The 26,790-nt window shown below is 55.8% G+C and carries 23 protein-coding genes and 7 tRNA genes; 2 read left to right on the plus strand and 28 right to left on the minus strand.

What is annotated here, in order from left to right; genetic code table 11:
* Window positions 1–99 precede the first annotated feature (99 nt).
* The 10 genes from dacA to leuS all read right to left on the minus strand — a co-directional run bounded on the left by dacA (window position 100) and on the right by leuS (window position 11,538).
* Window positions 100–1,311: a D-alanyl-D-alanine carboxypeptidase DacA gene (gene dacA / locus N6P30_RS11995; RefSeq protein WP_008501035.1), complete on the minus strand. Its 1,212-nt coding sequence runs from the start codon at window positions 1,309–1,311 to the stop codon at window positions 100–102.
* 139 nt (window positions 1,312–1,450) lie between these two features.
* The gene (rlpA, locus tag N6P30_RS12000) at window positions 1,451–2,563 is read right to left on the minus strand and encodes an endolytic peptidoglycan transglycosylase RlpA (protein ID WP_023293035.1); all 1,113 of its coding nucleotides are present in this window, start codon (window positions 2,561–2,563) and stop codon (window positions 1,451–1,453) included.
* Between the two features lie 16 nt (window positions 2,564–2,579).
* Window positions 2,580–3,692 carry a peptidoglycan glycosyltransferase MrdB gene (gene mrdB, locus N6P30_RS12005; RefSeq protein ID WP_008501037.1) on the minus strand — a complete coding sequence of 371 codons (1,113 nt, stop codon included), beginning with the start codon at window positions 3,690–3,692 and terminating at the stop codon, window positions 2,580–2,582.
* Window positions 3,693–3,694: 2 nt separating this feature from the next.
* On the minus strand, window positions 3,695–5,596 hold the full coding sequence (gene mrdA, locus N6P30_RS12010; RefSeq protein ID WP_023293034.1) for a peptidoglycan DD-transpeptidase MrdA: 1,902 nt from the start codon (window positions 5,594–5,596) through the stop codon (window positions 3,695–3,697).
* A 28-nt stretch (window positions 5,597–5,624) separates the two neighbouring features.
* Entirely contained in the window at window positions 5,625–6,092 is a 468-nt protein-coding gene (gene rlmH, locus N6P30_RS12015; RefSeq protein ID WP_003858701.1) for a 23S rRNA (pseudouridine(1915)-N(3))-methyltransferase RlmH, read from the minus strand.
* Window positions 6,093–6,095: 3 nt separating this feature from the next.
* Entirely contained in the window at window positions 6,096–6,413 is a 318-nt protein-coding gene (gene rsfS, locus N6P30_RS12020) for a ribosome silencing factor (protein WP_032676822.1), read from the minus strand.
* 269 nt (window positions 6,414–6,682) lie between these two features.
* Window positions 6,683–7,348, minus strand: coding sequence for a nicotinate-nucleotide adenylyltransferase (gene nadD / locus N6P30_RS12025; RefSeq protein WP_032637604.1), 666 nt, complete (start codon window positions 7,346–7,348; stop codon window positions 6,683–6,685).
* Entirely contained in the window at window positions 7,341–8,372 is a 1,032-nt protein-coding gene (gene holA, locus N6P30_RS12030) for a DNA polymerase III subunit delta (RefSeq protein WP_032676821.1), read from the minus strand. Before holA ends, nadD begins: the two co-directional genes overlap by 8 nt.
* On the minus strand, window positions 8,372–8,941 hold the full coding sequence (lptE, locus tag N6P30_RS12035) for an LPS assembly lipoprotein LptE (RefSeq protein WP_008501042.1): 570 nt from the start codon (window positions 8,939–8,941) through the stop codon (window positions 8,372–8,374). The genes holA and lptE overlap by 1 nt, the downstream gene beginning before the upstream one ends.
* Window positions 8,942–8,955: 14 nt before the next feature.
* Window positions 8,956–11,538, minus strand: a complete 2,583-nt coding sequence (gene leuS / locus N6P30_RS12040; protein WP_023293030.1) for a leucine--tRNA ligase — start codon at window positions 11,536–11,538, stop codon at window positions 8,956–8,958.
* Between the two features lie 214 nt (window positions 11,539–11,752).
* Between leuS and N6P30_RS12045 the strand changes: the two genes are divergently transcribed.
* Window positions 11,753–12,235, plus strand: a complete 483-nt coding sequence (locus N6P30_RS12045; RefSeq protein ID WP_023617134.1) for a zinc ribbon-containing protein — start codon at window positions 11,753–11,755, stop codon at window positions 12,233–12,235.
* A 64-nt stretch (window positions 12,236–12,299) separates the two neighbouring features.
* On the opposite strand, the gene rihA is transcribed toward N6P30_RS12045, so the two are convergent.
* From rihA to miaB, 10 genes are all read right to left on the minus strand, one after another.
* A complete protein-coding gene (rihA, locus tag N6P30_RS12050; protein ID WP_008501045.1) occupies window positions 12,300–13,238 on the minus strand; it encodes a pyrimidine-specific ribonucleoside hydrolase RihA in 939 nt (312 codons plus the stop codon).
* A 120-nt stretch (window positions 13,239–13,358) separates the two neighbouring features.
* Window positions 13,359–14,084, minus strand: coding sequence for an amino acid ABC transporter ATP-binding protein (locus N6P30_RS12055; RefSeq protein WP_014883001.1), 726 nt, complete (start codon window positions 14,082–14,084; stop codon window positions 13,359–13,361).
* The gene (gene gltK, locus N6P30_RS12060) at window positions 14,081–14,758 is read right to left on the minus strand and encodes a glutamate/aspartate ABC transporter permease GltK (RefSeq protein ID WP_008501047.1); all 678 of its coding nucleotides are present in this window, start codon (window positions 14,756–14,758) and stop codon (window positions 14,081–14,083) included. The genes N6P30_RS12055 and gltK overlap by 4 nt, the downstream gene beginning before the upstream one ends.
* A complete protein-coding gene (gltJ, locus tag N6P30_RS12065) occupies window positions 14,758–15,498 on the minus strand; it encodes a glutamate/aspartate ABC transporter permease GltJ (RefSeq protein WP_008501048.1) in 741 nt (246 codons plus the stop codon). The genes gltK and gltJ overlap by 1 nt, the downstream gene beginning before the upstream one ends.
* A gap of 155 nt (window positions 15,499–15,653) precedes the next feature.
* The gene (locus N6P30_RS12070) at window positions 15,654–16,559 is read right to left on the minus strand and encodes an amino acid ABC transporter substrate-binding protein (protein ID WP_008501049.1); all 906 of its coding nucleotides are present in this window, start codon (window positions 16,557–16,559) and stop codon (window positions 15,654–15,656) included.
* Between the two features lie 400 nt (window positions 16,560–16,959).
* Window positions 16,960–18,498, minus strand: coding sequence for an apolipoprotein N-acyltransferase (gene lnt, locus N6P30_RS12075; RefSeq protein ID WP_023293029.1), 1,539 nt, complete (start codon window positions 18,496–18,498; stop codon window positions 16,960–16,962).
* Between the two features lie 5 nt (window positions 18,499–18,503).
* Complete coding sequence (gene corC, locus N6P30_RS12080; RefSeq protein WP_021242574.1) at window positions 18,504–19,382, minus strand: CNNM family magnesium/cobalt transport protein CorC; 879 nt, start codon at window positions 19,380–19,382, stop codon at window positions 18,504–18,506.
* Window positions 19,383–19,471: 89 nt separating this feature from the next.
* A complete protein-coding gene (ybeY, locus tag N6P30_RS12085) occupies window positions 19,472–19,939 on the minus strand; it encodes an rRNA maturation RNase YbeY (protein WP_023293027.1) in 468 nt (155 codons plus the stop codon).
* Window positions 19,936–20,982 carry a PhoH family protein gene (locus N6P30_RS12090; RefSeq protein ID WP_023293026.1) on the minus strand — a complete coding sequence of 349 codons (1,047 nt, stop codon included), beginning with the start codon at window positions 20,980–20,982 and terminating at the stop codon, window positions 19,936–19,938. Before N6P30_RS12090 ends, ybeY begins: the two co-directional genes overlap by 4 nt.
* A 163-nt stretch (window positions 20,983–21,145) precedes the next feature.
* Window positions 21,146–22,570 (minus strand): tRNA (N6-isopentenyl adenosine(37)-C2)-methylthiotransferase MiaB, encoded by a 1,425-nt coding sequence (gene miaB, locus N6P30_RS12095; RefSeq protein WP_023293025.1) that lies wholly within the window; start codon window positions 22,568–22,570, stop codon window positions 21,146–21,148.
* Window positions 22,571–22,705: 135 nt separating this feature from the next.
* On the opposite strand from miaB, the gene ubiF reads away from it, so the two are divergent.
* Window positions 22,706–23,881, plus strand: coding sequence for a 3-demethoxyubiquinol 3-hydroxylase (ubiF, locus tag N6P30_RS12100; protein WP_023293024.1), 1,176 nt, complete (start codon window positions 22,706–22,708; stop codon window positions 23,879–23,881).
* Window positions 23,882–23,985: 104 nt separating this feature from the next.
* Here the strand turns inward: ubiF and N6P30_RS12105 are convergent.
* From N6P30_RS12105 to asnB, 8 genes are all read right to left on the minus strand, one after another.
* Window positions 23,986–24,060 (minus strand) — tRNA-Gln (locus tag N6P30_RS12105).
* A 36-nt stretch (window positions 24,061–24,096) separates the two neighbouring features.
* Window positions 24,097–24,171: transfer RNA gene (locus tag N6P30_RS12110), tRNA-Gln, on the minus strand.
* Window positions 24,172–24,213: 42 nt separating this feature from the next.
* A tRNA-Met gene (locus N6P30_RS12115) sits at window positions 24,214–24,290 on the minus strand.
* 17 nt (window positions 24,291–24,307) lie between these two features.
* A tRNA-Gln gene (locus tag N6P30_RS12120) sits at window positions 24,308–24,382 on the minus strand.
* Between the two features lie 32 nt (window positions 24,383–24,414).
* A tRNA-Gln gene (locus N6P30_RS12125) sits at window positions 24,415–24,489 on the minus strand.
* Between the two features lie 23 nt (window positions 24,490–24,512).
* Window positions 24,513–24,597, minus strand: a tRNA-Leu gene (locus N6P30_RS12130).
* Window positions 24,598–24,606: 9 nt separating this feature from the next.
* Window positions 24,607–24,683: transfer RNA gene (locus tag N6P30_RS12135), tRNA-Met, on the minus strand.
* Between the two features lie 226 nt (window positions 24,684–24,909).
* Complete coding sequence (gene asnB / locus N6P30_RS12140; protein ID WP_021242994.1) at window positions 24,910–26,574, minus strand: asparagine synthase B; 1,665 nt, start codon at window positions 26,572–26,574, stop codon at window positions 24,910–24,912.
* Window positions 26,575–26,790 lie beyond the last annotated feature (216 nt).

The following is a 26,790-nucleotide window of genomic DNA, read 5'->3' on the forward strand; positions in this document are numbered from 1 at the left end:
CCGGCGTAACGTCAAAAAATAATAACTCCCACGTCAGGTGGGAGTTATCAGGATACTTAGTATATGGGGATCAAAATCACACTTTCAAGTGTTCGATTTTTAACCAAACCAGTGGTGGAACATCAATTTAATATAATCAATGATTTTGCCGAAGAAATTGCCTTCAGGAATTTCTTGCAGGACCACCAGCGGGCGCTGATCGATCGTTTTGCCATCCAGCTGGAAGTTGATCGTGCCCACGACCTGATTTTTCTGCAGCGGGGCGTGCAGCTCGGTGCTGTTCAGGACGTAGCTGGCTTTCAGATCCTTCATACGACCGCGCGGAATGGTCAGGTAGAGGTCTTTATCAACGCCGAGAGAAGCACGGTCGTTGTCACCGAACCAGACCGGTTCAGACGCAAACTCTTTGCCTGCTTTCAGTGGATTCACGGTTTCGAAGAAACGGAAGCCCCAGGTCAGCAGCTTCTTGCTTTCTGTTTCACGGCCTTTAAAGGTGCGGCCACCCATCACGGCAGAGATCAGACGCATCTGGCCTTCAGTGGCGGAGGCGACCAGGTTGTAGCCCGCTTTGTCGGTGTGACCGGTTTTGATGCCGTCAACGTTCAGGCTGTTATCCCACAGCAGGCCGTTACGGTTGGTCTGACGAATACCGTTGAAGGTGAACTCTTTCTCTTTATAGATAGAGTACTCATTAGGAACATCGCGGATCAGCGCCTGACCAATCAACGCCATGTCACGTGCCGAGCTGTACTGACCGTCTGCGTCCAGGCCGTGTACGGTCTGGAAATGGCTGTTTTTCAGACCCAGCGCGTTCACGTAGCTGTTCATCAGGCCTACGAAGGCATCCTGACTACCGGCGGCGAAATCGGCCATCGCCACGCAGGCATCGTTACCCGACTGCAGGTTGATACCGCGAATCAGCTGGGAAACAGGAACCTGCATACCCGGTTTCAGGAACATCAGAGAGGAGCCCTTAAAGACCGGGTTCCCGGTTGCCCACGCATCGTTACCGATGGTGACCAGATCCGTTTCTTTGAATTTACCTGCCTTCATCGCCTGGCCGATAACGTAGCTGGTCATCATTTTGGTCAGGCTGGCCGGGTCACGGCGGGCATCGGCATTCTGTTCTGCCAGCACTTTGCCAGAGTTGTAATCGATCAGGATGTAGGATTCCGCGTCGATTTGCGGAACGCCAGGGATCATGGTCTTGATATTCAGGTCATCGGCGTGAGCTGCAGAGAGCGCAGCCGCGCAAAGGGCCGTGGTCAGCGCCATGCGCTGCACAAAACGAGCAGAAAAAGTGGTCTTCATGGTCAGAACTACGACATCCGTGATGGAATTAAAAAAAGTGCCTTACTATAGCAAATGCTATTCAGGCAGGCATCCGACTTTAAGCATGAGTTTGTGAATGTGTTTTACACAAACTGACAATTCGGATACCGCCGGTTAATTATTTCGCAACAGCGATAAATGACTGAAGCTGAGCTTCATTCTGCAGACGCTGCTGCAGGGAAGCTGCCTGCGATTTGCTGGCAAACGGCCCCATCTGAATGCGCCAGACCGCACCGTTCTGCTCAACGCGTCCAGGTACGCCAAACTGCTGGCTCAGACGCTGCTGATACTGTTTAGCCCGGGCCTGATCGCTCACTGCGCCGACCTGAACCACATAGCTGCCGCTGGCCGCTGTTGGAGCCGTCACCACTGCACTTTGCGTGGCCGCGGGCGCCGTTACGGGAGCCGACTGGGTCGCTGGTGCAGCAACGGGAGCGGGGGCTGGGGTAGGCTCACTGCCTTCCAGCACGCCCGAGGCTAAGGTCGTCGGTGCGCCAAGAAAGCCGCTACTCTTTACCGGTGCGCCCGTTGAATCGTCGCTTTGCAGCGTGTCGTTGCTGATTGGGCGTATTTCTCCCCCCGGCTGAGCAGGCTCGGCCGGAGAAGAGACGCTGCCCATTCCGCCGTCAAGATTGGGGCGGTCGGGCAGGGCATAGGTCTGTTTCGCCACCGTCGTACACGCGGTACCTGGACCGGACAGCGAACCATCCTGCGCCACAATAATCGGGTCAATACGGACTTTGGTGTTGTTCGAGGTATTCAGGCGATCGGCAGACGCGCGCGACAGGGAGATCACCCGGTCATTTCCGTACGGGCCGCGGTCGTTGATACGCACGACGATCATGCGGCCGTTTGCCAGGTTGGTGATACGAGCATAGCTCGGGATCGGCAGCGTCGGATGTGCCGCCGTCAGCTGCATGGGGTCGAACGTCTCTCCGGAGGCCGTCAGGTTACTGCCAGGCTCGGCATCATAAATGGCGGCAAAGCCCGCCTGGCTGAAACGGGAAGGATCCTGAACAATTTTATAGCTTTTGCCGTCGCGCTCGTAATCCTGATTGGCACTGGCATTCAGCGGTTCATAAACGGGATCGGCACCGCTGATTTCTACGATCGGGCCATTACACACCGCAGGCTGCGGCGGCGCGACGGTTGCCTGTTGCTGACCATCATCACTAGTACAGGCCGCAAGTAAACTTGCCGCAATGCAGATCCCCAGCCACTGCTTACGCATTCCGATCCCCTTATTTTTATACGCTTTTTGACAACATTTTTCTGTGGGTATGGATCGACATCACGATACCAAACCCGGCCATCAACACGATCAGTGCCGAGCCTCCGTAACTCACCAGCGGCAGCGGTACGCCTACCACCGGCAGAATACCACTCACCATACCAATATTTACGAAGACATAAACGAATAAAATCAGCATCAACCCGCCAGCCATGACGCGACCAAAGGTCGTTTGCGCGCGTGCTGCAATCCACAATCCCCGCATGATCAGCAGAACGTATAGGGCCAGGAGTATTAAGATGCCCACCAGCCCCAGCTCTTCCGCCAGAACGGCAAAGATAAAGTCGGTGTGGCGTTCCGGTAAAAATTCCAGCTGCGACTGCGTGCCGTGCAGCCAGCCTTTACCGCGCAGGCCGCCGGAGCCAATCGCAATCTTGGACTGAATAATATGATAGCCCGCGCCCAGCGGATCGGTTTCCGGATCGAGCAGCATCATGACGCGCTGGCGCTGGTAATCGTGCATCAGGAAGAACCAGAGAATAGGGATGAACGCCGCAATCAGCACTACCGCGATACCAATCAGGCGCCAGCTCAGGCCCGACAGGAACAGGACAAACAGGCCAGAGAGGGCGATGAGGATAGAGGTACCCAGGTCAGGCTGTGCCGCAACCAGCAGCGTTGGCAGGAAAATCAGCACCAGCGCGATGGCGGTATTCTTCAGCGACGGCGGACAGACGTCGCGGTTGATAAAGCGTGCCACCATTAAGGGCACGGCGATTTTGGCAATTTCCGAAGGCTGAAAGCGGACAATGCCCAAATCCAGCCAACGTTGCGCCCCTTTTGAAATGGCCCCAAAGGCATCTACCGCAACCAGCAAAATAATACAGAAGATGTAGAGGTAGGGCGCCCAGCCTTCGTAGACGCGCGGCGGGATCTGCGCCATCACCACCATAATGATCAGGCCCATGGCGATCTGGCCGATTTTGCGCTCCATCATCCCGATGTCCTGGCCGCTGGCGCTCCAGATAACCAGCGCACTGTAAACCAGCAGGGCCAGCAGGATCAGCAGCATGGCTGGGTCGATGTGGATTTTGTCCCACAGCGATTTTTTATTTGGATTATCCGTCATGATTATTGGTCCTCCGCCGCAGCGGCGGCCGGGTTTTCAGCCGGCAGTTCGGTGTTGTTATCACCCAGCATAATGTGGTCAAGGATCTGGCGCATGATGGTCCCTACTGCAGGCCCGGCACCGCCGTTCTCCAGAATCATCGCCACCGCGACCTGCGGGTTGTCATAAGGGGCAAACGCCGTCATCAGCTTGTGGTCACGCAGACGTTCGGCAATGCGGTGCGCGTTATAGGTTTCGTTGGCTTTCAGACCAAAGACCTGCGCAGTACCGGACTTCGCCGCCACTTTGTACGGCGTACCGGCGAAATACTTGTGGGCGGTACCGTTGGGGCGGTTTGCCACGCCGTACATACCGTCTTTCGCGATCTCCCAGAAGCCGGAATGAATGTCACCCACCGGCGCTTCGTGTGGCTGGTTCCACGGCACTTTTTTGCCGTCTTCAACCGTACTCTGCAGCAGGTGAGGCACTTTCACCACGCCGTCATTGATGAGGATCATCATGGCTTTGTTCATCTGAAGCGGCGTTGCCGTCCAGTAACCCTGACCGATACCCACCGGAATGGTGTCGCCCTGATACCACGGTTTTTTAAAGCGCTTCAGCTTCCATTCGCGCGTCGGCATGTTGCCGGAGCGTTCTTCCGCCAGGTCAACGCCGGTGTAGTGTCCGTAGCCGAATTTGCTCATCCATTCTGACAGGCGGTCGATCCCCATGTCATACGCCACCTGATAGAAGAAGGTATCCGCAGACTCCTCCAGCGATTTGGTGACGTTCAGATGACCGTGGCCCCATTTTTTCCAGTCGCGATAGCGCTTTTCTGAACCGGGCAGCTGCCACCAGCCCGGGTCAAACAGGCTGGTATTGCGGTTGATGACGCCAGCACTCAGTGCAGAGACCGCCACGTACGGTTTAACCGTGGATGCCGGCGGGTAAACCCCTTGCGTCGCGCGGTTCACCAGCGGCGTGTTGGGGTCATTCAGCAGACCGGAGTAGTCTTTACTGGAAATGCCGTCAACAAACAGGTTCGGGTCATAACTTGGCATAGACACCATCGCCAGGATGCCGCCGGTGCGGGGATCGGTGACCACAACGGCTGCGCGGCTGCCTGCCAGCAGGGTTTCAATATACTGCTGTAGCTTAAGGTCGAGGGTCAGATAGACGTCATGCCCCGCCTGAGGCGGCACTTCTTTAAGCTGGCGAATCACGCGGCCACGGTTGTTAACCTCAACCTCTTCATAGCCGGTTTGCCCGTGCAGGACATCTTCGTAGTAGCGTTCAATACCGAGCTTACCGATGTCGTGCGTTGCGGCGTAGTTCGCCAGCTTGCCGTCTTTATCGAGGCGGTCGACGTCTTTGTCGTTAATCTTGGAGACGTAGCCAATCACATGCGTCAGCGCGGAGCCGTAGGGGTAGTAGCGACGCTTGTAGCCCTTTACTTCCACGCCGGGGAAACGGTACTGGTTTACCGCAAAGCGGGCCACCTGGACTTCCGTCAGGTTGGTTTTAACCGGTATGGAGGTGAAACGGTGAGAGCGGGCGCGCTCTTTTTTGAAGGCGGCGATATCGTCGTCGTTAAGGTCAACAACGCTTTTCAGCGCTTCCAGCGTATCCTGAACGTTATCGACTTTTTCCGGCATCATCTCGATTTGATAGATGGTGCGGTTTAACGCCAGCGGGGTGCCGTTGCGATCGTAAATAATGCCGCGGCTGGGTGCGATAGGCACCAGCTTGATACGGTTTTCGTTGGAACGCGTCTGGTAGTCGGTAAAACGGACAATTTGCAGATTATAAAGGTTGGCGATCAGCACGCCGGTAAGCAGCAAAATCCCGGTGAAGGCGACCAGCGCCCGGCGCACAAACAGCGCGGACTCAGCCGTATAGTCGCGAAAAGAATTCTGTAGTTTCATCCGCTGCTTAATCTACCCTGGTCAGTCATTACTCGCGGTGATAGGGGTGGTTGGTAGTAATGCTCCACGCGCGATACAGGCTTTCTGCCACCAGTACCCGAACGAGCGGGTGGGGAAGCGTCAGCGCGGAGAGGGACCAACTTTGTTCTGCTGCCGCTTTGCAGGCAGGGGATAACCCTTCGGGTCCGCCAATCAACAGACTGACGTCACGGCCATCCTGCTTCCAGCGCTCCAGTTCGTGCGCCAGCTGCGGCGTATCCCAGGGTTTTCCTGGAATATCGAGGGTGACGATGCGGTTTTTGCCAGCGGCAGCCAGCATCAGTTCGCCCTCTTTATCGAGAATACGTTTGATATCGGCGTTCTTGCCGCGCTTACCGGCGGGGATTTCCACCAGTTCGAACGGCATGTCTTTTGGAAAACGACGCAGATATTCAGTAAAACCGGTTTGTACCCAGTCCGGCATTTTGGTACCGACGGCGACCAGCTGCAACTTCACGCATTAACCCCAGAGTTTTTCCAGCTCATACAGGCGACGGCTCTCTTCCTGCATGACGTGGACAATCACATCGCCGAGATCGACAACCACCCAGTCAGCCGTCGCTTCACCTTCAACGCCGAGCGGCAACAGCCCTGCAGCACGTGATTCCTGTACCACGTGATCGGCAATTGAAACAACATGACGTGTGGACGTACCGGTGCAGATGATCATGCAGTCGGTAATACTGGATTTACCCTTAACGTCGATAGCGATGATGTCCTGACCTTTCAGGTCTTCAATTTTGTCAATAACAAAATCCTGGAGTGCTTTACCCTGCAAGTTTTCCCCCTGGGGTGAATGAGATTGTAAAACGTTGAATTCGTAGCCAGACAGTATACCTGAACTCATGCCTGTGTCGGGACAAAAGTCTCCGGCCGGGCTTTTGAAGGCGGGTATCATCCCACCCTCTGCCTGAGATTGCATCGCCATTTTTGTAAAACAATTTCTGTAAAGCAATCATCGGCGGGAAAGTCTGGCAGCGGAGAATAACAGTATGGCTTACCCTGTCAAGGCAGGATAAACAATAAGCCGCTTTTTATGCCCTCCGGCTATTCATCTGCGCTTTTCTGATACAAACCATGCGTATGGATATAGGCCAGCACCGGTGCGGGGAGCAGATCGTCACACGCTAAACCCTGCTGTAAGCGCTCGCGAATGAGGGTTGCAGAGATATCGAACCACGGCGTTTCGGCCAGATAAATCTTCCCGGCAGGCTGAGTGTGAAGATCTTCAACATTGGCGGTGAGATGATCTTCCAGCCACTGCTGGTACTGCGCTTCGCGCATGGTCAGCGGATAGCCAGGACGGCGGCAGACGAGCAGGTGGCTGTTCTCCAGGATGGTTTCATATTTATGCCATGTGGGGAAGTTCAGCAGGGAGTCCTGTCCGATGATAAAAGCCAGCGGCTGGTCTGGACCTTGTTCTGCGCGCCATTCCTGAAGCGTCTGCGAGGTCCAGGAGGGCGTATCGCGACGCAGCTCACGCTCGTCAAGCCGGAAGAGCGGCTTATCTGCGATGGCCAGGGCAAGCATCTCTTTTCGCTGCTCGCTGGTCGCCTCGGGCTGTGGACGGTGGGGCGGGACATTATTCGGCATGATGGTAACGCGCTGAAGGCCGATCAGATTCGCCAGAATTTCAACCGGCTTCAGATGCCCGTAGTGTACCGGGTCGAAGGTGCCGCCATACAGGGCCTGTAAAGAGTGCATACTATCCATCAATAAAAACGTCTGCCAGCGCCTTGTGGCAGAGCAGCAGGGAAAGGCTTTCCAGCTCTGCCCAGACCGACTGGCCGTAATCTTGTTTTAACGTGAGTTCGGCGCGTATCAGAAGCTGTACCGCCTGGCGAAGCTGTTCATGACTCAGACGGTTGATGGCCTCGGAAGTCAAAGCCCGGCGATTTTGCCACACCCGGTGTTTATCAAACAGCGAACGCAAAGGCGTATGGGCAGACTGACGCTTGAGCGTAATCAGCAGCAGCAGTTCGCGCTGCAGCGTACGCAGCAGAATGACCGGTTCGCTCCCTTCGAGGCGCAGCTGCTGCAGAATATGCAGGGCGCGTTTACTTTTTGCCGACAGCAGCGCGTCCACCCAGTGGAACGGCGTGAAGTGCGCCGCGTCGTTAACGGCCTGCTCGACGCGCGGCAAGGTCAGCTTGCCGTCCGGCCAGAGCAGGGAGAGTCTGTCCAGCGCCTGCGCCAGGGCCAGCAGGTTACCTTCATAGCAGTAGCAGAGCAGCTGGTTCGCCGCGTCATCCAGCTGAAGGTTGTGCTGTTTCGCTCTCGCGGCGACCCATTTAGGCAGATGTGCCTGCTCAGGCGTCTGACAGGTGACCAACACCGCGTGGGGCGCGAGTTGGGTAAACCATGCCGCGTTTTCCTGCGCTTTGGTCAGCTTGTTGCCACGCACAATCAGGATCAGATCGCTGTGTAAGAGGCTGACCAGCGTAGCGAGCTGCTCGTTCATCGCCGCGTTAGGCCCGTTTTCCGGCAGCAGGATCTGAATCGTCTGGCGCGATGCGAACAGGCTCATCGCCTGACAGAGCGAGAAGAGGGCGTTCCAGTCGGTATTGTTATCCAGCTGGACGGTGTGGTGTTCATCAAAGCCCTGCGCGGCGGCGACATGCCGCACGGCATCCAGGCTTTCCTGAAGTAATAACGGATCGTTTCCAAGAAGCAGATACGCCGCGCGCAGCCCTTCATTGAGCTGCGCGCGGAGTTGTTCAGGATACAGCCTGATCATCATTTACCCAGAGAGTTAGCAGCAGGAAGCGTGCCATCAACCGGTTTATCAACAATGTCAGATCCTTGTTTGGTTGACGCTGCAATACTTGGCAGTTTACGGATCAGCTGTTCCGCCGCCTTGTCGTACATTTCGTTGATGATAATCTGCTGTTCGGCATCTTTTGCCAGCGCCGTCTGCGGGTTATCGAAGAACGAACGGTACACTTTCGTGCTGATCGGATAGATGTCTTTACCCGGGATCAGAACTGCCGCGTTGACCGTCAACACCATTTGATACTCTGCGGTACGGCCATCCTGGAAGATAGACGCAGTGTCTCTCGACAGACCACTTCCTGTCACACGCAGAGACGGTACATCCTGACGCAGCGTCTGTTTCTCAACAAGCTCAACGCCGTTCAGACGCAGCTGATTGCGAATTGCCCGGCTGAGTGGACCGTTCGGATCTCCGGAATCAAAGATCATGGTTTTCATCTGAGCAGGCACCGCCGTGGTATTGCGCAGGTGCCAGCCGCAGCCAGCGGTGACAAGCACCGCCAGAGATAAGAGTATTGTTGCCAGTTGTCGCACGTTTCCTCCCGCGCTTAGCCAACGACCAGATTCAGCAGTTTACCAGGTACGTAGATCACTTTACGTACGGTAACGCCCTCAAGATATTTAGCGACCAGTGGTTCCTGGCCCGCGCGCTCGCGAACCTGTTCTTCGGTTGCATCGACCGCCACGGTAATTTTACCGCGGACTTTACCGTTCACCTGGACCACGACCAGCGTGGTGTTTTCCACCATCGCGGCTTCGTCAGCCTGCGGCCACGGCGCGTTGTCGATATCGCCTTCGCCTTTCAGCTCCTGCCACAGGGTAAAGCTAACGTGCGGCGTGAACGGGTTCAGCATGCGAACGACGGCCAGCAGCGCTTCACGCATTAAGGCACGATCCTGCTCGCCGTCCTGCGGGGCTTTCGCCAGCTTGTTCATCAGTTCCATAATAGCCGCAATTGCGGTATTGAAGGTCTGACGACGACCAATATCATCGGTCACTTTCGCAATGGTTTTATGAACATCACGACGCAGCGCCTGCTGATCTTCAGTCAGGGCAGCAGCGTTCAGCGCCGGGGCATCGCCCAATGAGGTGTGCTCGTAAACCAGCTTCCAGACGCGTTTCAGGAAGCGGTTTGCGCCTTCCACGCCAGACTCCTGCCACTCCAGCGTCATGTCTGCCGGAGAGGCAAACATCATGAACAGACGCACGGTATCCGCACCATAACGCTCAACCATCACCTGCGGGTCGATACCGTTGTTTTTCGACTTGGACATTTTGCTCATGCCGGTGTAGACCAGCTCGTGACCTTCAGCGTCTTTCGCCTTCACGATACGGCCCTTCTCGTCGCGCTCAACGATCGCGTCAACCGGAGATACCCAGTTACGCTCGCCGTTCGCCCCGACGTAATAGAAGGCATCCGCCAGCACCATGCCCTGGCACAGCAGCTGTTTTGCAGGTTCGTCAGAGTTCACCATGCCCGCATCGCGCATCAGCTTGTGGAAGAAGCGGAAGTAGAGCAGGTGCATGATGGCGTGTTCGATACCACCGATGTAGATATCTACCGGCAGCCAGTAGTTCGCCGCGTTGGAATCCAGCATGCCGTCCTGATACTGAGGACAGGTGTAGCGAGCATAGTACCAGGATGACTCCATAAAGGTGTCAAAGGTGTCGGTTTCGCGCAGCGCGGGCTGACCGTTGACGGTGGTTTTTGCCCACTCAGGATCGGCTTTGATCGGGCTGGTGATACCGTCCATGACCACGTCTTCCGGCAGGATCACCGGCAGCTGATCTTCCGGCGTTGGCATCACGGTGCCATCTTCCAGCGTCACCATTGGAATTGGCGCACCCCAGTAACGCTGACGGGAAACGCCCCAGTCGCGCAAACGGAAGTTAACTTTACGCTCGCCCACGCCAAGGGAGGCCAGCTTGTCGGCGATAGCGTTGAAGCCCTCTTCGAAGCTCAGACCGTTGAACTCGCCGGAGTTGAACAAGGTCCCTTTTTCGGTCAGCGCTTGTTCGGACAGGTCTGGTTCAGAACCGTCCGCCGTCAGAATAACAGGCTTGATGGTCAGGCCATATTTAGTGGCAAATTCATAGTCGCGCTGGTCGTGACCCGGAACAGCCATCACGGCGCCTGTGCCGTACTCCATCAGTACGAAGTTGGCGGCCCAGACAGGGATCGCTTCGCCCGTCAGCGGGTGAATGGCCTTAAAGCCGGTATCAACCCCTTTTTTCTCCATCGTTGCCATATCGGCTTCGGCCACTTTCGTGTTGCGGCACTCGTCGATGAAGGTAGCCAGTTCCGGATTGTTTTCTGCCGCTTTCTGCGCCAGCGGGTGACCTGCGGCCACGGCCAGGTAGGTCGCGCCCATGAAGGTGTCCGGACGGGTGGTGTAGACGGTCAGGGTCTGGTCGTAGTTCTCAACGTTGAAGGTAATTTCCACGCCTTCAGAACGGCCAATCCAGTTGCGCTGCATGGTCTTAACGGTATCTGGCCAGTGGTCCAGATTATCCAGATCGTTCAGCAGCTCATCAGCGTAAGCGGTGATTTTAATAAACCACTGCGGGATCTCTTTACGCTCCACTTTGGTATCACAGCGCCAGCAGCAGCCATCGATAACCTGTTCGTTCGCGAGAACGGTCTGGTCATTCGGGCACCAGTTAACGGCAGAGGTCTTCTTGTACACCAGGCCTTTTTTGTACAGCTCAGTGAAGAATTTCTGTTCCCAGCGGTAGTATTCCGGGGTACAGGTTGCCAGCTCGCGGCTCCAGTCATAGCCAAAGCCCAGCATTTTGAGCTGGTTTTTCATGTACGCGATGTTGTCGTACGTCCACGGTGCCGGCGCCGTATTGTTTTTGACCGCCGCGCCTTCCGCAGGCAGACCGAACGCATCCCAACCGATGGGTTGCAGAACGTTTTTGCCCAGCATGCGCTGGTAGCGCGCAATCACATCACCGATGGTGTAGTTACGCACGTGGCCCATGTGTAGTCGACCAGAAGGATAGGGAAGCATCGACAGGCAGTAATACTTCTCTTTGCTCTCGTCTTCGGTTACTTCAAAGGTGCGCTTCTCGTCCCAGTGTTGCTGGACTTTTGATTCTATCTCTTCCGGGCGGTATTGCTCTTGCATGGCAGCCAGTGGTCCTGTGTTCAATACAGCTACAAATGTAGCCAATGGATGTGGTAATTCAGATCCGCATAGCATAGCCCAAACGCCCGCGTCAAAACAGCCTTTCGCACAAATGCGCTTTGCAGGAATTTACCGGGTCTGTGCTTCACCTGACAAAGCGGCGCTGAAATAAGGTCTATTATTAGAAATAGTTACTTACCCGGGAGGCAAAATGATGAACAAGGTTGCTCAATTTTACCGCGAACTGGTGGCGACACTGACGGAACGGCTGCGTAACGGCGAGCGTGATATCGACGCGCTGGTGGAGCAGGCGCGTGCCCGCGTGTCGCAAACGGGTGAGTTAACGCGAACCGAAGTGGAAGAGGTGACCCGCGCCGTGCGTCGCGATCTGGAAGAGTTCGCGCGCAGCTACCAGGAAAGCCAGGAGGAGGTCACGGACAGCGTTTTCATGCGGGTGATCAAAGAGAGCCTGTGGCAGGAGCTGGCCGATATCACGGATAAAACGCAGCTGGAGTGGCGTGAAGTCTTTCAGGATTTAAACCACCACGGTGTGTACCACAGCGGTGAAGTGGTCGGGCTGGGAAATCTGGTGTGCGAGAATTGCCACCATCATATTGCAGTGTATACGCCGGAGGTCCTGTCGCTGTGTCCGAAATGCGGCCACGATCAGTTCCAGCGTCGGCCGTTTGAGCCCTAGGTAAAAGCGCAGGTTTGCGCCCTCTCCCCGTGGGAGAGGGCCGGGGTGAGGGCATCAGGCCGCACTACGCACTATAGTAAGCCAGTCTCTCCGCCAGCAAATCCACAAACGCCTCACGGTCAATATCCACCATCACCGTGGTATTCGGTTTATTCCCCGTCAGCGAGTAGTAGTCCACCACCGTCATCCCCTGGGTGTATTTCCCCTGCGTTTCGACGCCAACCCACCTGTGGACTGTGGTAAACATCTCCGGCTTTAACAGCCAGGCAATGGTGCACGGATCGTGCAGCGGCGCGCCGTGGAATCCCCATTTCTCGGCTTTGTGATACTCCATAAAGAAGTCGAGCAGCTCAGCCACGGTTGTCGCGACCGGATTGCCAACGGAGCGGAAGCGCTCAATGTCGTCTGCCATAATCTGCGCGCGATGCGTCACATCCAGCCCTGCCATCACAACTGGCAGGCCCGACTGGAAGACGATTTCCGCTGCTTCCGGATCGACAAAAATGTTGAACTCTGCGGAAGGCGTCCAGTTTCCCAGGCCCATAGCCCCGCCCATGATGACGATACGAGCGATTTTGCTGTGCAGTTCAGGATGGCTGTTCAGCAGCAGCGCGACGTTGGTTTGCGGTCCCGTTGCCACCAGGGTGACGGGTTCCGCGCTCTCGCGCAGCACCTTTGCCATCAGCTCCACGGCGGTGCAGCTTTGCGGCGTGAAGCCAGGTTCCGGCAGCGCCGGACCGTCCAGCCCGCTTTCGCCATGCACGTTATCCGCAATAATTAATTCACGCATCAGGGGCTTGAGGGCGCCGCCGGCGACAGGAATATCCGTGCGCTTGAGCAGCGTCAGCATGCGCAAAACGTTACGCAGGGTTTTATCCGGCGTCTGGTTTCCGGCAGAAGAGGTGACGGCTTTGACGTCGAGCTCGGGGGAGGCAAGTGCAAGGACGAGCGCGATCGCGTCATCATGACCCGGGTCGCAATCGAAAATTATAGGTTGTGCCATAGCGTTCTCCATTCATAGCGTTATTTTGTGACAAGGTTAACGCTGCAATGGGGCACCGACGAGAAGAAGTGAGCGAAAGCGTGAGGCAGTGCGCAATCCGCAGATTGCGCACTGAGAAGATTAGTGCAGGATTTTGGCGAGGAAATCTTTCGCACGTTCCGATTTCGGGTTGGCGAAGAACTCCTCTTTCGGGGAATCTTCGACAATTTTCCCTTCGTCCATGAAGATCACGCGGTTGGCCACCTTGCGGGCGAAGCCCATTTCATGGGTCACCACCATCATGGTCATCCCTTCGTGCGCCAGCTCGACCATCACGTCCAGCACTTCGTTGATCATCTCCGGATCGAGCGCCGACGTGGGCTCGTCAAACAGCATCGCCACGGGATCCATGCACAGCGCACGGGCGATCGCCACACGCTGCTGTTGGCCGCCGGAAAGCTGCGCCGGGAACTTATCGGCATGCGCAGAGAGGCCAACGCGTTCCAGGAGCTTCAGGCCTTTCTCGCGCGACGCTTTTTTATCACGCTTGAGCACTTTCACCTGGGCCAGGGTCAGGTTCTCAATAATGGAGAGGTGAGGGAACAGCTCAAAATGCTGGAACACCATGCCAACGTGAGAGCGAAGCTGGGCAAGATTGGTTTTCTTGTCGTTGACTTTGGTGCCGTTGACGACGATCTCACCCTGCTGGACCGGCTCCAGTCCGTTAACGGTTTTGATCAGCGTCGATTTACCGGAACCGGACGGCCCGCACACCACTACCACGTCGCCTTTTTTCACTTCGGTGGAGCAGTCGGTCAGCACCTGAAAGTGCCCATACCATTTAGAAACATTTTTCAGGGAAATCATTGTACCGTCCTTTTCTTCAGCCAGCTGACCAACAGCGACGCGCTTAAACTAATCACAAAATAGACCGCTCCCGCAAAGAGCACCATCTCAACCTGCGTACCATCACGCTCACCGATGGTGGACGCGGTACGGAAGAAGTCTGCCAGGCTCAGCACGTAGACCAGGGACGTATCCTGGAACAGCACAATTCCCTGGGTCAGCAGGAGCGGAACCATGGCGCGAAACGCCTGCGGCAGAATAATGAGTTGCATGGACTGCCAGTGCGTCATCCCCAGCGCCAGCGCGGCGCTGGATTGCCCGCGGGAGATACTCTGAATGCCTGCACGGATAATCTCAGAGTAGTAAGCGGCCTCAAACATTGAGAACGCCACCATCGCCGAGATCAGACGGATGTCGGTTTTCGGCGACAGCCCCAGCACGTTTTGCAGGAAGCCGGGCACGATCAGGTAAAACCACAGCAGCACCATTACCAGCGGGATGGAGCGGAACACGTTAACGTAGGCGGTAGCAAACCAGGCGAGCGGCTTAAAGCTCGACAGGCGCATAACGGCCAGCAGGGTGCCCCAGACGATACCGACGATAATGGCAATGACGGTGATTTTTAAGGTAATCATCAGTCCATCAAGCAGGTAAGGCATAGATGGAACGATAGAACTCCAGTCAAATTCGTACATTATTTGCCCCCCATGTTGCCCGGCAGGCGAATTTTGCGTTCAACCAGGTTCATCACCAGCATGATGAAAGCGTTAATCAGAACGTAGGCGAGCGTGATCGCGGTGAAGGATTCCCACGCGTGAGCGGAGTAATCCAGCAGCTTGCCCGCCTGCGCGGCCATATCGACCAGGCCGATGGTCGAGGCGATGGCCGAGTTTTTCACCAGGTTCATCATCTCGGAGGTCATCGGCGGAACGATGACGCGGTAGGCGTTAGGCAGCAGCACGTAGCGGTAGGTCTGTGGCAGGGTTAACCCCATCGCCAGACCCGCATTTTTTTGTCCGCGGGGTAATGACTGAATGGCGGCACGCACCTGCTCGCAAACGCGCGCAGCGGTAAACAGCCCCAGACACATCATGGAGGAGACAAAGAACTGCACATTCGGATCCAGTTCCGACTTGAACCACATGCCAATATTTTCCGGCAGCAGTTCCGGGATAACCAGATACCAGGTAAAGAATTGCACGATCAGCGGAACGTTACGGAACAGTTCCACGTACAGGGTGCCGAGTGTTGAAAGAAAACGGTTAGGGACGGTGCGCAGAATGCCGAACAGAGAACCGACAAGAAACGCGATGATCCACGCCGTTATCGATAATGCCACGGTGACCTGAAAGCCGCTCCACAGCCAGCCAAGATAGGTGGTGTTGCCGAACGGGGCTTGTTGCAGGAATATGCCCCAGTTCCAGTCGATTGACATAATAAACTCCAGAAAAAAAAGGGTAGCAGCGCTACCCTCGAAGATTGGTGAGAAGCTCATTTTTCGCGCTGAGTGGGGAACGACCACTCAACGTATAGTCTGTCCATGCTTCCCGACAATCGAGAGGGCAGGAGATCCCGCCCCTGTTGTTCTAATTAGTTAAGAGCCTTGTCATTTGGAGATTTGAACAGCGCTTTCATGTCGTCAGACAGTTCAAAATTCATGTTCAGGTTTTTTGGTGGAATCGGGTTCTTGAACCATTTGTCGAACCATTTTTCCGCTTCGCCTGAGGTCTGCACCTGGGCGATGGTGTCATCGATCAGCTTTTTGAACTGCGGATCGTCTTTACGCAGCATACAGCCGTAGGCTTCTTTCGACTGCGCGGTACCGACGATATCCCAGTTGTCTGGTTTCTTCGCTTTCGCACGCTCGCCTGCCAGCAGGGCGTCGTCCATCATAAACGCGACGGCACGACCGCTTTCCAGGGTACGGAAGGAGTCGCCATGGTCTTTCGCGCTGATGATGCGCATATCCATTTTCTTCTCGTCGTTCAGCTTGTGCAGCAGCACTTCAGACGTGGTCCCGGAGGTGACAACGACCGCTTTCCCTTTCAGGTCAGCGAAGTCTTTGATCTCACCGCCTTTCTTCGTCAGCAGGCGGGTGCCCACAACAAAGATGGTGTCGGAGAAGGCAGCCTGCTTCTGACGCTCGAGGTTGTTGGTGGTGGAGCCACACTCGAAGTCAAAGGTGCCGTTTTGCAGCAGCGGAATACGGTTCTGTGAAGTGATGGGGATCAGCTTCACCTGCAGGTCAGGTTTGTTCAGCTTTTTCTTCACAGCTTCAACGATGGCGTTGGAGTAATCCTGTGAATAGCCCACGACTTTTTGCGTGTTGTCGTAGTAAGAGAACGGGACAGAAGATTCACGGTGGCCGACCACGATAACGCCGTTTTTGGCAATCTTGTCGAGAGTGCTGCCTGCTGCCGGAGCGTCTTCAGCGTGAACCACGCCTGCGGACATCCCCATAACCAGCATTGCTGTGGCCAGTTTACGTAATTGCATACCCAACTCCTTTTTTATCAGCGCCAGCGACGCATTGATACCCATTGTGATGTTGTTATATCTCGCGCAATGCGAGTGCAGTGTTATGCAAGCTTGTTAACATTTAGTCTGGCTTAATGTAAAGATTTTGCTGCGTTATTGTTTATTTTTGCGAAGCACGCCGCACCATTCAGAGGCAAATATCTCCCGTTGCACCGTTTCGGTGCTACCGATGATCTACGCTGGTGCGACAAAGTTGCACAGTAAGCCAAACTGCGTTTACCTGAATAAACAAAGCAATAGGCGTGCCAGAATTGAAGTCCGGAGGGAATTGTCGGGTGGCGCTGACGCTTACCCGACCTACAAAAGCGAAACAGTAGGCCGGGTAAGCGTCAGCGCCACCCGGCAGGAAGAGGAGGGATTATCGACGACTCTGGCGCAGGCTCATCAGCACCGCGCCAAAGCCGAACAGCGCGGTCAGGATCCACAGCGGCCAGTTGCCGGTGCGGGCGTACGGCGTCAGCCCGGTGGTAGGCGTGACGCTGGTGGTCAGCACTTCTCGGGTGAACTGCGGGATCATGGCCTGGATTTCACCCTGCGGACCAATCACGGCGGTGATGCCGTTGTTGGTGCTGCGCAGCAGGGGACGTGCCAGCTCCAGGGAGCGCATGCGTGCCATCTGGAAGTGCTGCCACGGGCCGATTGATTTACCAAACCAGGCATCGTTAGAGATGGTCAGCAAATAGTCCGTATCCGGGCGGAAGTTATCGCGCACCTGCTCGCCTAAGATAATTTCGTAGCAGATGGCCGCCGTCAGGGCTGCGCCGTGCGCGTGCAGCTGAGGCTGAACGTACGGTCCGCGGCTGAAGGAGGACATCGGCAGATCGAAGAACGGGGCCAGCGGGCGAAGAATTGACTCCAGCGGCACAAATTCACCAAACGGCACCAGGTGGTTCTTGTTGTACCGATCGGTGGAGTGGTAGCTGTATTCGCTGTCTTTGCCGAGCGTAATGATGGTGTTGTAGGTGTCGTAGCGGTTCTGCTGATTCAGACGCGCATCGACAATCCCGGTGATCAGCGTACTGCCACGCGAGAGCAGCAGGTCGTTCATCATGTTGAGGAACGGCTGCTGGTTGATCTCCAGATCGGGAATAGCAGACTCCGGCCAGATAATCAGCTGCGATTTACCCATCACCTCTTCGGTGGCGTTGGCGTAGATCTTCAGCGTATTCAGCAGCTCTTTCTCGTCCCACTTCATCGACTGCGGGATATTGCCCTGCACCATGGAGACCTGCATGGCGCGCGCGGGCTCCGGCGTGAACCACTGGATATAGCGCAGCGGGAAGGGCAGGGCGAACAGCACCAGCGCCACAGCCAGCGGTTTCCAGCATCGTGAAACCAGCGCTAATACCAGCAGGCCGCTAACGACCATCAGCAGGAAGTTAATGGCCTCAACACCCATGACCGGCGCAAGGCCTTTCAGCGGGCCGTCAATCTGACTGTAGCCGAACTGCAGCCACGGGAAGCCGGTCAGCACCCAGCCGCGCAGGAATTCGGTGATCTGCCAGACCACCGGCGCGGCAATGGCAACGCGCAGCCAGGTGGTTTTGGGCCACAGGCGAGAAAGGATGCCGGCGAACAGACCGGTATAGAGCGAGAGATACGCGGCGAGCAGTACCACCAGGAAGACGTTTACCGGGCCCGGCATACCGCCAAACTGCGCGATGCTGACGTAGACCCAGTTAATACCTGAGCCAAACAGCCCCAGTCCCCAGAAGTAGCCAATAGCGGCAGCCTGCACCGGACGACGGTTCAGGGTCAACCCCTGAAGCCCCATCAGGGAGAGAATGGCCGCAGGCCAGATATCGTAAGGAGAAAAAGCCAGCGTACCGCTGGCTCCGAGTAACAGCGCCAGCAGCAAACGGACGCGCTGGCGTTCAAGCAATGGGGCAAATGCCATTTACATTAATCTTCCAGTTTTGGCACCGGTGAGTCGTCCGGCGTTCTGACGTGAACCTGTATAATACGTCGGCTGTCGGCCATGGCTACTTTGAACTGGTAACCGTCGATGTCAACGGTCTCTCCGCGCGCCGGGAGGTGGCCAAAGGCCTGCATCACCAGCCCGCCAATGGTATCGACCTCTTCATCGCTGAAGTGGGTCCCGAAGGCGTCGTTGAAGTCCTCAATAGAGGCCAGCGCCCGCACGGTCCAGGTGTGGCGGCTGAGCTGACGGAAGTCGATATCCTCTTCTTCGTCATACTCATCTTCGATTTCGCCCACGATCAGCTCAAGGATATCCTCGATCGTGACCAGACCGGAGACGCCACCAAATTCATCAATAACAATCGCCATGTGGTAACGCTGAGAGCGAAACTCTTTCAGCATCCGATCCACACGTTTACTTTCCGGCACAACCACGGCCTGGCGTAACACTTTTTCCATGCTGAAGGCTTCGGCATCGCTGCGCATAAACGGCAGCAGATCTTTCGCCATCAAAATCCCTTCGATGTGATCTTTGTCTTCGCTGATGACCGGGAAACGCGAGTGGGCGGATTCGATGATGACATCGAGACACTCGTCCAGGGTCTGGTTACGTTTCAGGGTGATCATCTGCGAGCGGGGGATCATGATATCGCGAACGCGCTGGTCGGCGATGTCCATAACCCCTTCGAGCATTTCGCGCGTATCTTCGTCGATAAGGTCGTTCTGCCCGGAATCACGAATCAGCTCCAGCAGTTCATCACGGTTTTTCGGTTCGCCGTGGAAAAGCTGGTTCAGAATGAGGGAGAAAAATCCCTTTTTACTGGTTGTCGTGTCGCTACTGTGTGAATTGTCGTCGCTCATGGCGTTTGTTAAGGGTTCTCTTGTTAGTTCAATGTTTACCTCCACGCGATGTCCTTTCGTGGCGGCAGGGGAGTCAGTCCGGTGACTGACTATTCTTTCTCGGCAATGTACGGATCCTCATAGCCCAGAGCAAGCATTATCTCTGTCTCGAGGGATTCCATCTCTTCCGCTTCGTCGTCTTCAATATGATCGTAGCCGAGCAGATGCAGGCTGCCGTGTACCACCATGTGCGCCCAGTGGGCTTCAAGGGGTTTCTGCTGCTCTTTGGCTTCCTGTTCAACCACCTGGCGGCAGATGATCAGATCGCCCAACAGCGGCATCTCGATGCCCGGCGGGGCTTCGAACGGGAAAGAGAGCACGTTGGTCGGCTTATCTTTCCCGCGATAGGTCAGGTTAAGCTCATGGCTTTCTGCTTCATCCACCAGGCGAATCGTGACTTCTGATTCTTCCTGAAACTGCGGGATAACGGCATCCAGCCATTTCTGAAACTGTGCCTCATCTGGCATGCCGGAATTGTCTTCACAGGCCATCTGTAAATCGAGGATCACCTGACTCATTTCTGTTCTTGCTCCTGCGCTTCGCGCTTACGTTCTGCGGCCAGTTCGGCCTTACGCTTCTGATCTGCCTCTTCCCAGGCTTCATAAGCGTTAACGATACGCGCGACCACCGGGTGGCGTACCACGTCTTCACTGTGGAAGAAGTTAAAGCTGATTTCATCAACCTCGGCCAGCACTTCGATGGCGTGGCGCAGGCCCGATTTGGTGCTGCGCGGCAGATCGATCTGCGTGACGTCGCCGGTAATCACCGCTTTCGAGTTAAAGCCAATACGCGTCAGGAACATTTTCATCTGTTCGATGGTGGTGTTCTGGCTCTCATCGAGAATGATGAACGCATCGTTCAGCGTACGGCCGCGCATGTAGGCGAGCGGGGCCACTTCGATCACGTTACGCTCAATGAGCTTCTCGACCTTCTCAAAGCCCAGCATTTCGAACAGCGCATCGTATAAAGGACGGAGATACGGGTCGACCTTCTGGCTCAGATCGCCAGGCAGGAAGCCCAGTTTTTCACCGGCTTCAACGGCAGGGCGGGTCAGCAGGATACGCCGGATTTCCTGACGCTCCAGCGCATCGACCGCCGCGGCAACGGCCAGATAGGTTTTACCCGTACCCGCCGGCCCCACGCCGAAGGTGATGTCGTGGTCGAGAATATTGGCGATATACTGCGCCTGGTTTGGCGTACGCGGCTTAATGACGCCACGCTTGGTCTTAATGTTGATTGCCTTGCCATAGTCCGGCACGCTCTCCGCGCTCTGCTCAAGCACGCGCGCCTCTTTAATGGCGAGGTGAATCTGCTCCGGTTCGATATCCTGAATTTCGCCGCGTATGGGGGAGGTGTCGACATACAGGCTACGCAGAATGTCCGCAGCGGCGTTGATGCAGATAGGGCGTCCGGTGAGTTTGAAATGATTATCGCGACGATTGATTTCGATACCCAGACGTCGCTCCAGTTGTTTGATGTTGTCATCAAACGGCCCGCACAGGCTCAGCAGGCGAGCGTTGTCTGCTGGCTCAAGGCTAATTTCACGCGTATCTATGTTCAAACTGTTCCTCTTTGATTGATTAACTGACCCGCTGCCACACGGCGCAATAAAACGGTCATTACCGAAATTATTCACGCCACAGAATAAAGGCGCAAGCGTTGCGGAAGATATTGGGGGCGATGAGAGGAAATACAAGGCCTGCCAAAGCGGCAGGCCTGAAGGATTATGGCTGGTAAATCCCAACGCCAGAATCGTTTTCTTTGCGGGTACGCGAGATCACGGATTCCGGTGACTCTGCAATACGCAGGCCCATTTCGTCTTCGGTGCGGACCACTTTCGCGCGCAGCGAGTTGGTCAGCACTTCGACAATCTCGACGTCCACAAACTTACCGATCATATCCGGGGTGCCTTCAAAGTTCACCACGCGGTTATTTTCCGTACGACCAGAGAGTTCCATAATGCTCTTGCGGGAAGTGCCTTCCACCAGAATGCGCTGTACGGTACCGAGCATGCGGCGGCTCCAGGCGTTAGCCTGCTGGTTGATGCGCTCCTGAAGAATATACAGACGCTGCTTTTTCTCTTCTTCCGGTACATCGTCAACCATATCGGCCGCCGGTGTTCCTGGACGCGCAGAGAAGATGAAGCTGTAGCTGACGTCAAAGTTCACTTCGCCGATGAGCTTCATGGTGCGCTCGAAGTCTTCTGCGGTTTCGCCAGGGAAGCCGACGATAAAGTCGGAGCTAATCTGGATATCCGGACGTGCTTCACGCAGCTTGCGGATGGTGGATTTATACTCCAGCACCGTATGCGGGCGGCCCATCAGGTTCAGCACGCGGTCCGAGCCGCACTGGATCGGCAGGTGCAGGAAGCTCACCAGCTCTGGCGTATCGCGATAGACGTCAATAATGTCGTCGGTAAATTCCATCGGATGGCTGGTGGTAAAGCGAATGCGGTCGATGCCGTCAATCGCGGCCACCAGACGCAGCAGCTCGGCAAAGCTGCCGGTCGTGCCGTCGTAGTTCTCACCGCGCCAGGCGTTAACGTTCTGGCCCAGCAGGTTCACTTCGCGCACACCCTGCGCGGCAAGCTGCGCGATTTCAAACAGAATGTCATCTGCCGGGCGGCTGACCTCTTCACCACGGGTGTACGGCACCACGCAGTACGTGCAGTATTTGTTGCAGCCTTCCATGATGGAGACGAAGGCGGTCGGGCCATCGGCACGTGGCTCAGGCAGACGGTCAAATTTTTCGATTTCCGGGAAGCTGACGTCAACGACCGGGCTACGGTTACCGCGAACCTGATTGATCATCTCAGGCAGACGGTGCAGGGTCTGAGGGCCAAAGACAATGTCCACATACGGGGCTCTCTGGCGGATCAGCTTGCCTTCCTGCGACGCGACGCAGCCGCCCACGCCGATGATCAGGTCCGGATTTTTTCGTTTGAGAAGTTTCCAGCGACCTAACACGTGAAAAACTTTTTCCTGCGCTTTTTCACGAATTGAACAGGTGTTCAGCAGCAGCACATCGGCTTCTTTCGCATTTTCAGTCAGCTGGTATCCGTGGGTGGTATCCAGCAGATCGGCCATCTTGGATGAATCGTATTCGTTCATCTGACAGCCCCAGGTTTTTATATAGAGTTTTTTAGTCATCGACTTGCTCAGCTCAGGATTGCAAGCCGCGTATTGTAATGCTTTGGTGGGGTTGTGACCAGTATGAAGGTTATGTGTCTCAGGACCGCAAAAATCCGGTAAACTTAAGGGATTCTCCAATAAGGAAAATTGACCATGACACTCCAACACACCGAAGTTGCCGTTGTCGGCGGCGGTATGGTCGGCGGCGCGCTGGCGCTGGGGCTGGCACAGCAGGGATTTGAGGTAACGGTAATCGAACAGGCGGCTCCGCCAGCCTACGATCCCGCCAGTAAACCGGACGTGCGCATTTCTGCGATCAGCGCGGCATCCGTCGATCTGCTGCGCGGGCTGGGCGTCTGGGAGGCAGTGCAGGCGATGCGCGCGCACCCTTACAGCCGCCTCGAAACCTGGGAGTGGGAAAATGCCCACGTCGCGTTTGATGCCGCAGAGCTGAAGCTGCCGCGCCTGGGGTATATGGTGGAAAACAACGTGCTCCAGCGGGCGCTCTGGCAGGCGCTGGAGGCGCATCCGAAGGTGACGCTGCGCGTGCCTGCGTCGCTTAAGGCGCTGCATCCTCACGAGCGTGGCTATCTACTGACGCTCGACAATGGCGATGAGCTGGCCGTGAAGCTGGTCATCGGGGCGGACGGCGCTAACTCGCAGGTCAGACAGATGGCGGGGATCGGGGTTCATGCCTGGCAGTATGAACAGTCCTGTATGCTGATTACCGCCGAGTGCGAGAATGCGCCGGGTGAAAGCACCTGGCAGCACTTTACGCCGAACGGCCCGCATGCCTTTTTACCGCTGTTTGATAACTGGGCGTCGCTGGTGTGGTACGACAAACCGGCGCGCATTCGTCAGCTGCAGGGGATGAACATGGAACAGCTGCAGCGCGAGATCCTGCTGCACTTCCCGAGCCGTCTGGGGCACGTCACGCCGGTCGCCGCCGGGGCGTTCCCACTCACGCGTCGTCATGCGTTGCAGTATGCCCGCGAAGGCTTAGCGCTGGTGGGGGATGCGGCACACACCATTCATCCGCTGGCCGGGCAGGGCGTGAACCTGGGGTATCGCGATGTCGATGCCTTACTGGATGTGCTGGGCAGCGCCCGCGGACACGCGGAAAACTGGGCCAGCCATCAGGTGCTGAAGCGTTATCAGACGCGGCGTATGGCGGATAACTTCCTCATGCAGTCGGGAATGGATCTGTTCTATGCGGGGTTCAGCAATGACGTAGCGCCAGTACGTATTCTGCGTAACATAGGTCTGATGGCAGCGGAACGCGCCGGTGGCCTGAAGCGTCAGGCCCTGAAGTACGCTCTCGGCCTCTAAACTTTTTCCCTCTCCCCGTGGGAGAGGGCCAGGGTGAGGGCATCAGGCCGCACTATTCTGTACAAAAACAAAAAAGCCCGCAGAGCGGGCTTTTTTGTTTTAAGTGGCTGGGGTGCAGGGATTCGAACCCCGGAATGCTGGTATCAGAAACCAGAGCCTTACCGCTTGGCGACACCCCAATTGCGTTAAACAAGCTGCTTAACGACTTTGTAAATTGGCTGGGGTACGAGGATTCGAACCTCGGAATGCCGGAATCAGAATCCGGTGCCTTACCGCTTGGCGATACCCCAACAATTTTTTCTCATTACCGAAATCGATCGATAATCTCAATTTGGTGGCTACGACGGGATTCGAACCTGTGACCCCATCATTATGAGTGATGTGCTCTAACCAACTGAGCTACGTAGCCAGTACTGCAATCTTCGATGGCTGGGGTACCTGGATTCGAACCAGGGAATGCCGGTATCAAAAACCGGTGCCTTACCGCTTGGCGATACCCCAATACCGCGGAGAACCGCAAAATCGAAGAAATATGGCTGGGGTACCTGGATTCGAACCAGGGAATGCCGGTATCAAAAACCGGTGCCTTACCGCTTGGCGATACCCCATCCGTGCAACGCTTACCCGGGAATGGTGCGGGAGGCGAGACTTGAACTCGCACACCTTGCGGCGCCAGAACCTAAATCTGGTGCGTCTACCAATTTCGCCACTCCCGCAAAAAAAGATGGTGGCTACGACGGGATTCGAACCTGTGACCCCATCATTATGAGTGATGTGCTCTAACCAACTGAGCTACGTAGCCATCTTTTTTTCGCGTTACCTTATCGGCGTTGCGGGGCGCATTATGCGTATAGACCCTTGCAGCGTCAACACCTTTTTCAACGAAAATAGCCGGAATGTGACTGTTTGGTTAGGTTGCGAACAGCGTGACCGAATATTCGGCAATTATTGGTTATTAATCGGTTTTAGCTGTGCAAAAGCGGGGCAAAAAAAATCAGGCCCCGCAGGGCCTGAGATGAAATGCGTGATTATTTGTAGGCTGACTGGTGAACGCCTACCGCACGTCCTGACGGATCGTTCATGGATTTGAACGATTCATCCCATTCAATCGCTTTGGCAGACGAGCAGGCGACGGATGGACCACCCGGCACACACTCTGCAGCGCTCGGTACCGGGAACAGTTCTTCAAAAATTTCACGGTAGAGGTACGCTTCTTTCGAGCCCGGCGTGTTGTACGGGAAGCGGAAGCTTGCGGTTTCCAGCTGTTGGTCAGAAACCTGTTTCGCCGCCACCTCTTTCAGGGTGTCGATCCAGCTGTAGCCTACGCCATCGGAGAACTGCTCTTTCTGACGCCATGCCACGCTCGCCGGCAGGTAGGATTCAAAACACTCACGCAGGATATGTTTTTCCATTTTACCGTTGCCGCACATTTTATCCTGCGGGTTGATGCGCATCGCCACGTCGAGGAATTTCTTATCCAGGAACGGTACACGCGCTTCGACACCCCATGCCGACATCGCTTTGTTGGCACGCGCGCAGTCAAACATATGCAGCGCCTGGAGTTTACGCACGGTCTCTTCGTGTAGCTCTTTGGCATTTGGCGCTTTGTGGAAGTACAGGTAGCCGCCAAACACTTCGTCAGAACCTTCACCGGAGAGCACCATTTTGATGCCCATCGCCTTGATCTTACGCGACATCAGGTACATCGGCGTGGAGGCGCGAATTGTCGTTACGTCATAGGTTTCAATGTGATAGATCACATCGCGGATCGCATCCAGGCCTTCCTGCACGGTGAAGTGAATTTCATGGTGCACGGTGCCGAGGTGGTTTGCCACTTCCTGCGCGGCTTTCAGATCCGGCGCGCCTTCCAGGCCCACGGCAAAGGAGTGCAGCTGTGGCCACCAGGCTTCTGAGCGCTCCTGATCTTCCACGCGACGAGCCGCAAATTTCTTGGTGATCGCGGAGATCACGGAGGAGTCCAGACCGCCGGAGAGCAGCACGCCGTAAGGTACGTCTGACATCAGGTGGCTTTTCACGGAATCTTCCAGCGCCTGACGCAGCTCGGCTTTGTCCGTCACGTTGTCTTTTACCGCGTCGTAGTCGAACCAGTCGCGCTGGTAGTACGGACGGATCTCGCCGTCTTTACTCCACAGGTAACTGCCTGCCGGGAACTCTTTGATGGTACGGCAGACCGGCACCAGGGCTTTCATTTCAGACGCAACGTAGAAGTTGCCGTGTTCATCGTGGCCCATGTACAGCGGGATAATACCGATGTGGTCGCGGCCAATCAGGTAGGCGTCTTTTTCGCTGTCGTACAGGGCGAAGGCAAACATACCCTGCAGGTCGTCCAGAAACTCGGGACCTTTCTCCTGATACAGCGCCAGGATCACTTCACAGTCGGACCCGGTCTGGAACGCGTAGCGGTCGCCGTACTCGGCGCGCAGCGCCTGGTGGTTATAGATCTCACCGTTGACAGCCAGCGCGTGCGTTTTTTTCTCGTTATACAGCGGCTGTGCACCGGCGTTGACGTCAACAATAGACAGACGTTCGTGAGCCAGAATTGCTTTGTCACTGGCGTAAACGCCTGACCAGTCCGGGCCGCGATGGCGCATCAGGCGAGACAGTTCGAGTGCCTTTTTACGCAGTTCGCCCGCGTCAGTTTTAATATCCAGTACGCCAAAAATTGAACACATAACCTTCTCCGTTAACCCTGTTGCTTTGTAATGTTGCTTGCTTATGAAAATGCCGCAAAGGGGCAGGGCGCGCAAGCGTTTTACGGGTGAAAACGGAAATAGTGCAATGGTGGTTGCGGATCGGTGAAAAACGCGTATGCCATGAGCGATTTTGTTGAAGATTATGCAATAAAAGTGCTTTTTCGTTAGATGTGGTCGTGTTTTGCAGGCGAGAAA

Origin of the sequence: Enterobacter sp. PL1, from assembly GCF_945957325.1 — a bacterium.
Taxonomy (GTDB): Bacteria; Pseudomonadota; Gammaproteobacteria; order Enterobacterales; family Enterobacteriaceae; genus Enterobacter; species Enterobacter roggenkampii.

What these genes read in the sequence shown, in the direction of transcription:
- lnt (WP_023293029.1), bottom strand. Translation starts at nt 18,498, where the DNA reads ATGGCATTTGCCCCATTGCTTGAACGCCAGCGCGTCCGTTTGCTGCTG.
- N6P30_RS12045 (WP_023617134.1), top strand. Translation starts at nt 11,753, where the DNA reads ATGAACAAGGTTGCTCAATTTTACCGCGAACTGGTGGCGACACTGACG.
- asnB (WP_021242994.1), bottom strand. Translation starts at nt 26,574, where the DNA reads ATGTGTTCAATTTTTGGCGTACTGGATATTAAAACTGACGCGGGCGAA.
- gltK (WP_008501047.1), bottom strand. Translation starts at nt 14,758, where the DNA reads ATGTACGAATTTGACTGGAGTTCTATCGTTCCATCTATGCCTTACCTG.
- dacA (WP_008501035.1), bottom strand. Translation starts at nt 1,311, where the DNA reads ATGAAGACCACTTTTTCTGCTCGTTTTGTGCAGCGCATGGCGCTGACC.
- leuS (WP_023293030.1), bottom strand. Translation starts at nt 11,538, where the DNA reads ATGCAAGAGCAATACCGCCCGGAAGAGATAGAATCAAAAGTCCAGCAA.
- N6P30_RS12055 (WP_014883001.1), bottom strand. Translation starts at nt 14,084, where the DNA reads ATGATTTCCCTGAAAAATGTTTCTAAATGGTATGGGCACTTTCAGGTG.
- miaB (WP_023293025.1), bottom strand. Translation starts at nt 22,570, where the DNA reads ATGACTAAAAAACTCTATATAAAAACCTGGGGCTGTCAGATGAACGAA.
- nadD (WP_032637604.1), bottom strand. Translation starts at nt 7,348, where the DNA reads ATGGATAGTATGCACTCTTTACAGGCCCTGTATGGCGGCACCTTCGAC.
- rihA (WP_008501045.1), bottom strand. Translation starts at nt 13,238, where the DNA reads ATGGCACAACCTATAATTTTCGATTGCGACCCGGGTCATGATGACGCG.
- ubiF (WP_023293024.1), top strand. Translation starts at nt 22,706, where the DNA reads ATGACACTCCAACACACCGAAGTTGCCGTTGTCGGCGGCGGTATGGTC.
- mrdA (WP_023293034.1), bottom strand. Translation starts at nt 5,596, where the DNA reads ATGAAACTACAGAATTCTTTTCGCGACTATACGGCTGAGTCCGCGCTG.
- N6P30_RS12070 (WP_008501049.1), bottom strand. Translation starts at nt 16,559, where the DNA reads ATGCAATTACGTAAACTGGCCACAGCAATGCTGGTTATGGGGATGTCC.
- gltJ (WP_008501048.1), bottom strand. Translation starts at nt 15,498, where the DNA reads ATGTCAATCGACTGGAACTGGGGCATATTCCTGCAACAAGCCCCGTTC.
- ybeY (WP_023293027.1), bottom strand. Translation starts at nt 19,939, where the DNA reads ATGAGTCAGGTGATCCTCGATTTACAGATGGCCTGTGAAGACAATTCC.
- holA (WP_032676821.1), bottom strand. Translation starts at nt 8,372, where the DNA reads ATGATCAGGCTGTATCCTGAACAACTCCGCGCGCAGCTCAATGAAGGG.
- mrdB (WP_008501037.1), bottom strand. Translation starts at nt 3,692, where the DNA reads ATGACGGATAATCCAAATAAAAAATCGCTGTGGGACAAAATCCACATC.
- corC (WP_021242574.1), bottom strand. Translation starts at nt 19,382, where the DNA reads ATGAGCGACGACAATTCACACAGTAGCGACACGACAACCAGTAAAAAG.
- rlpA (WP_023293035.1), bottom strand. Translation starts at nt 2,563, where the DNA reads ATGCGTAAGCAGTGGCTGGGGATCTGCATTGCGGCAAGTTTACTTGCG.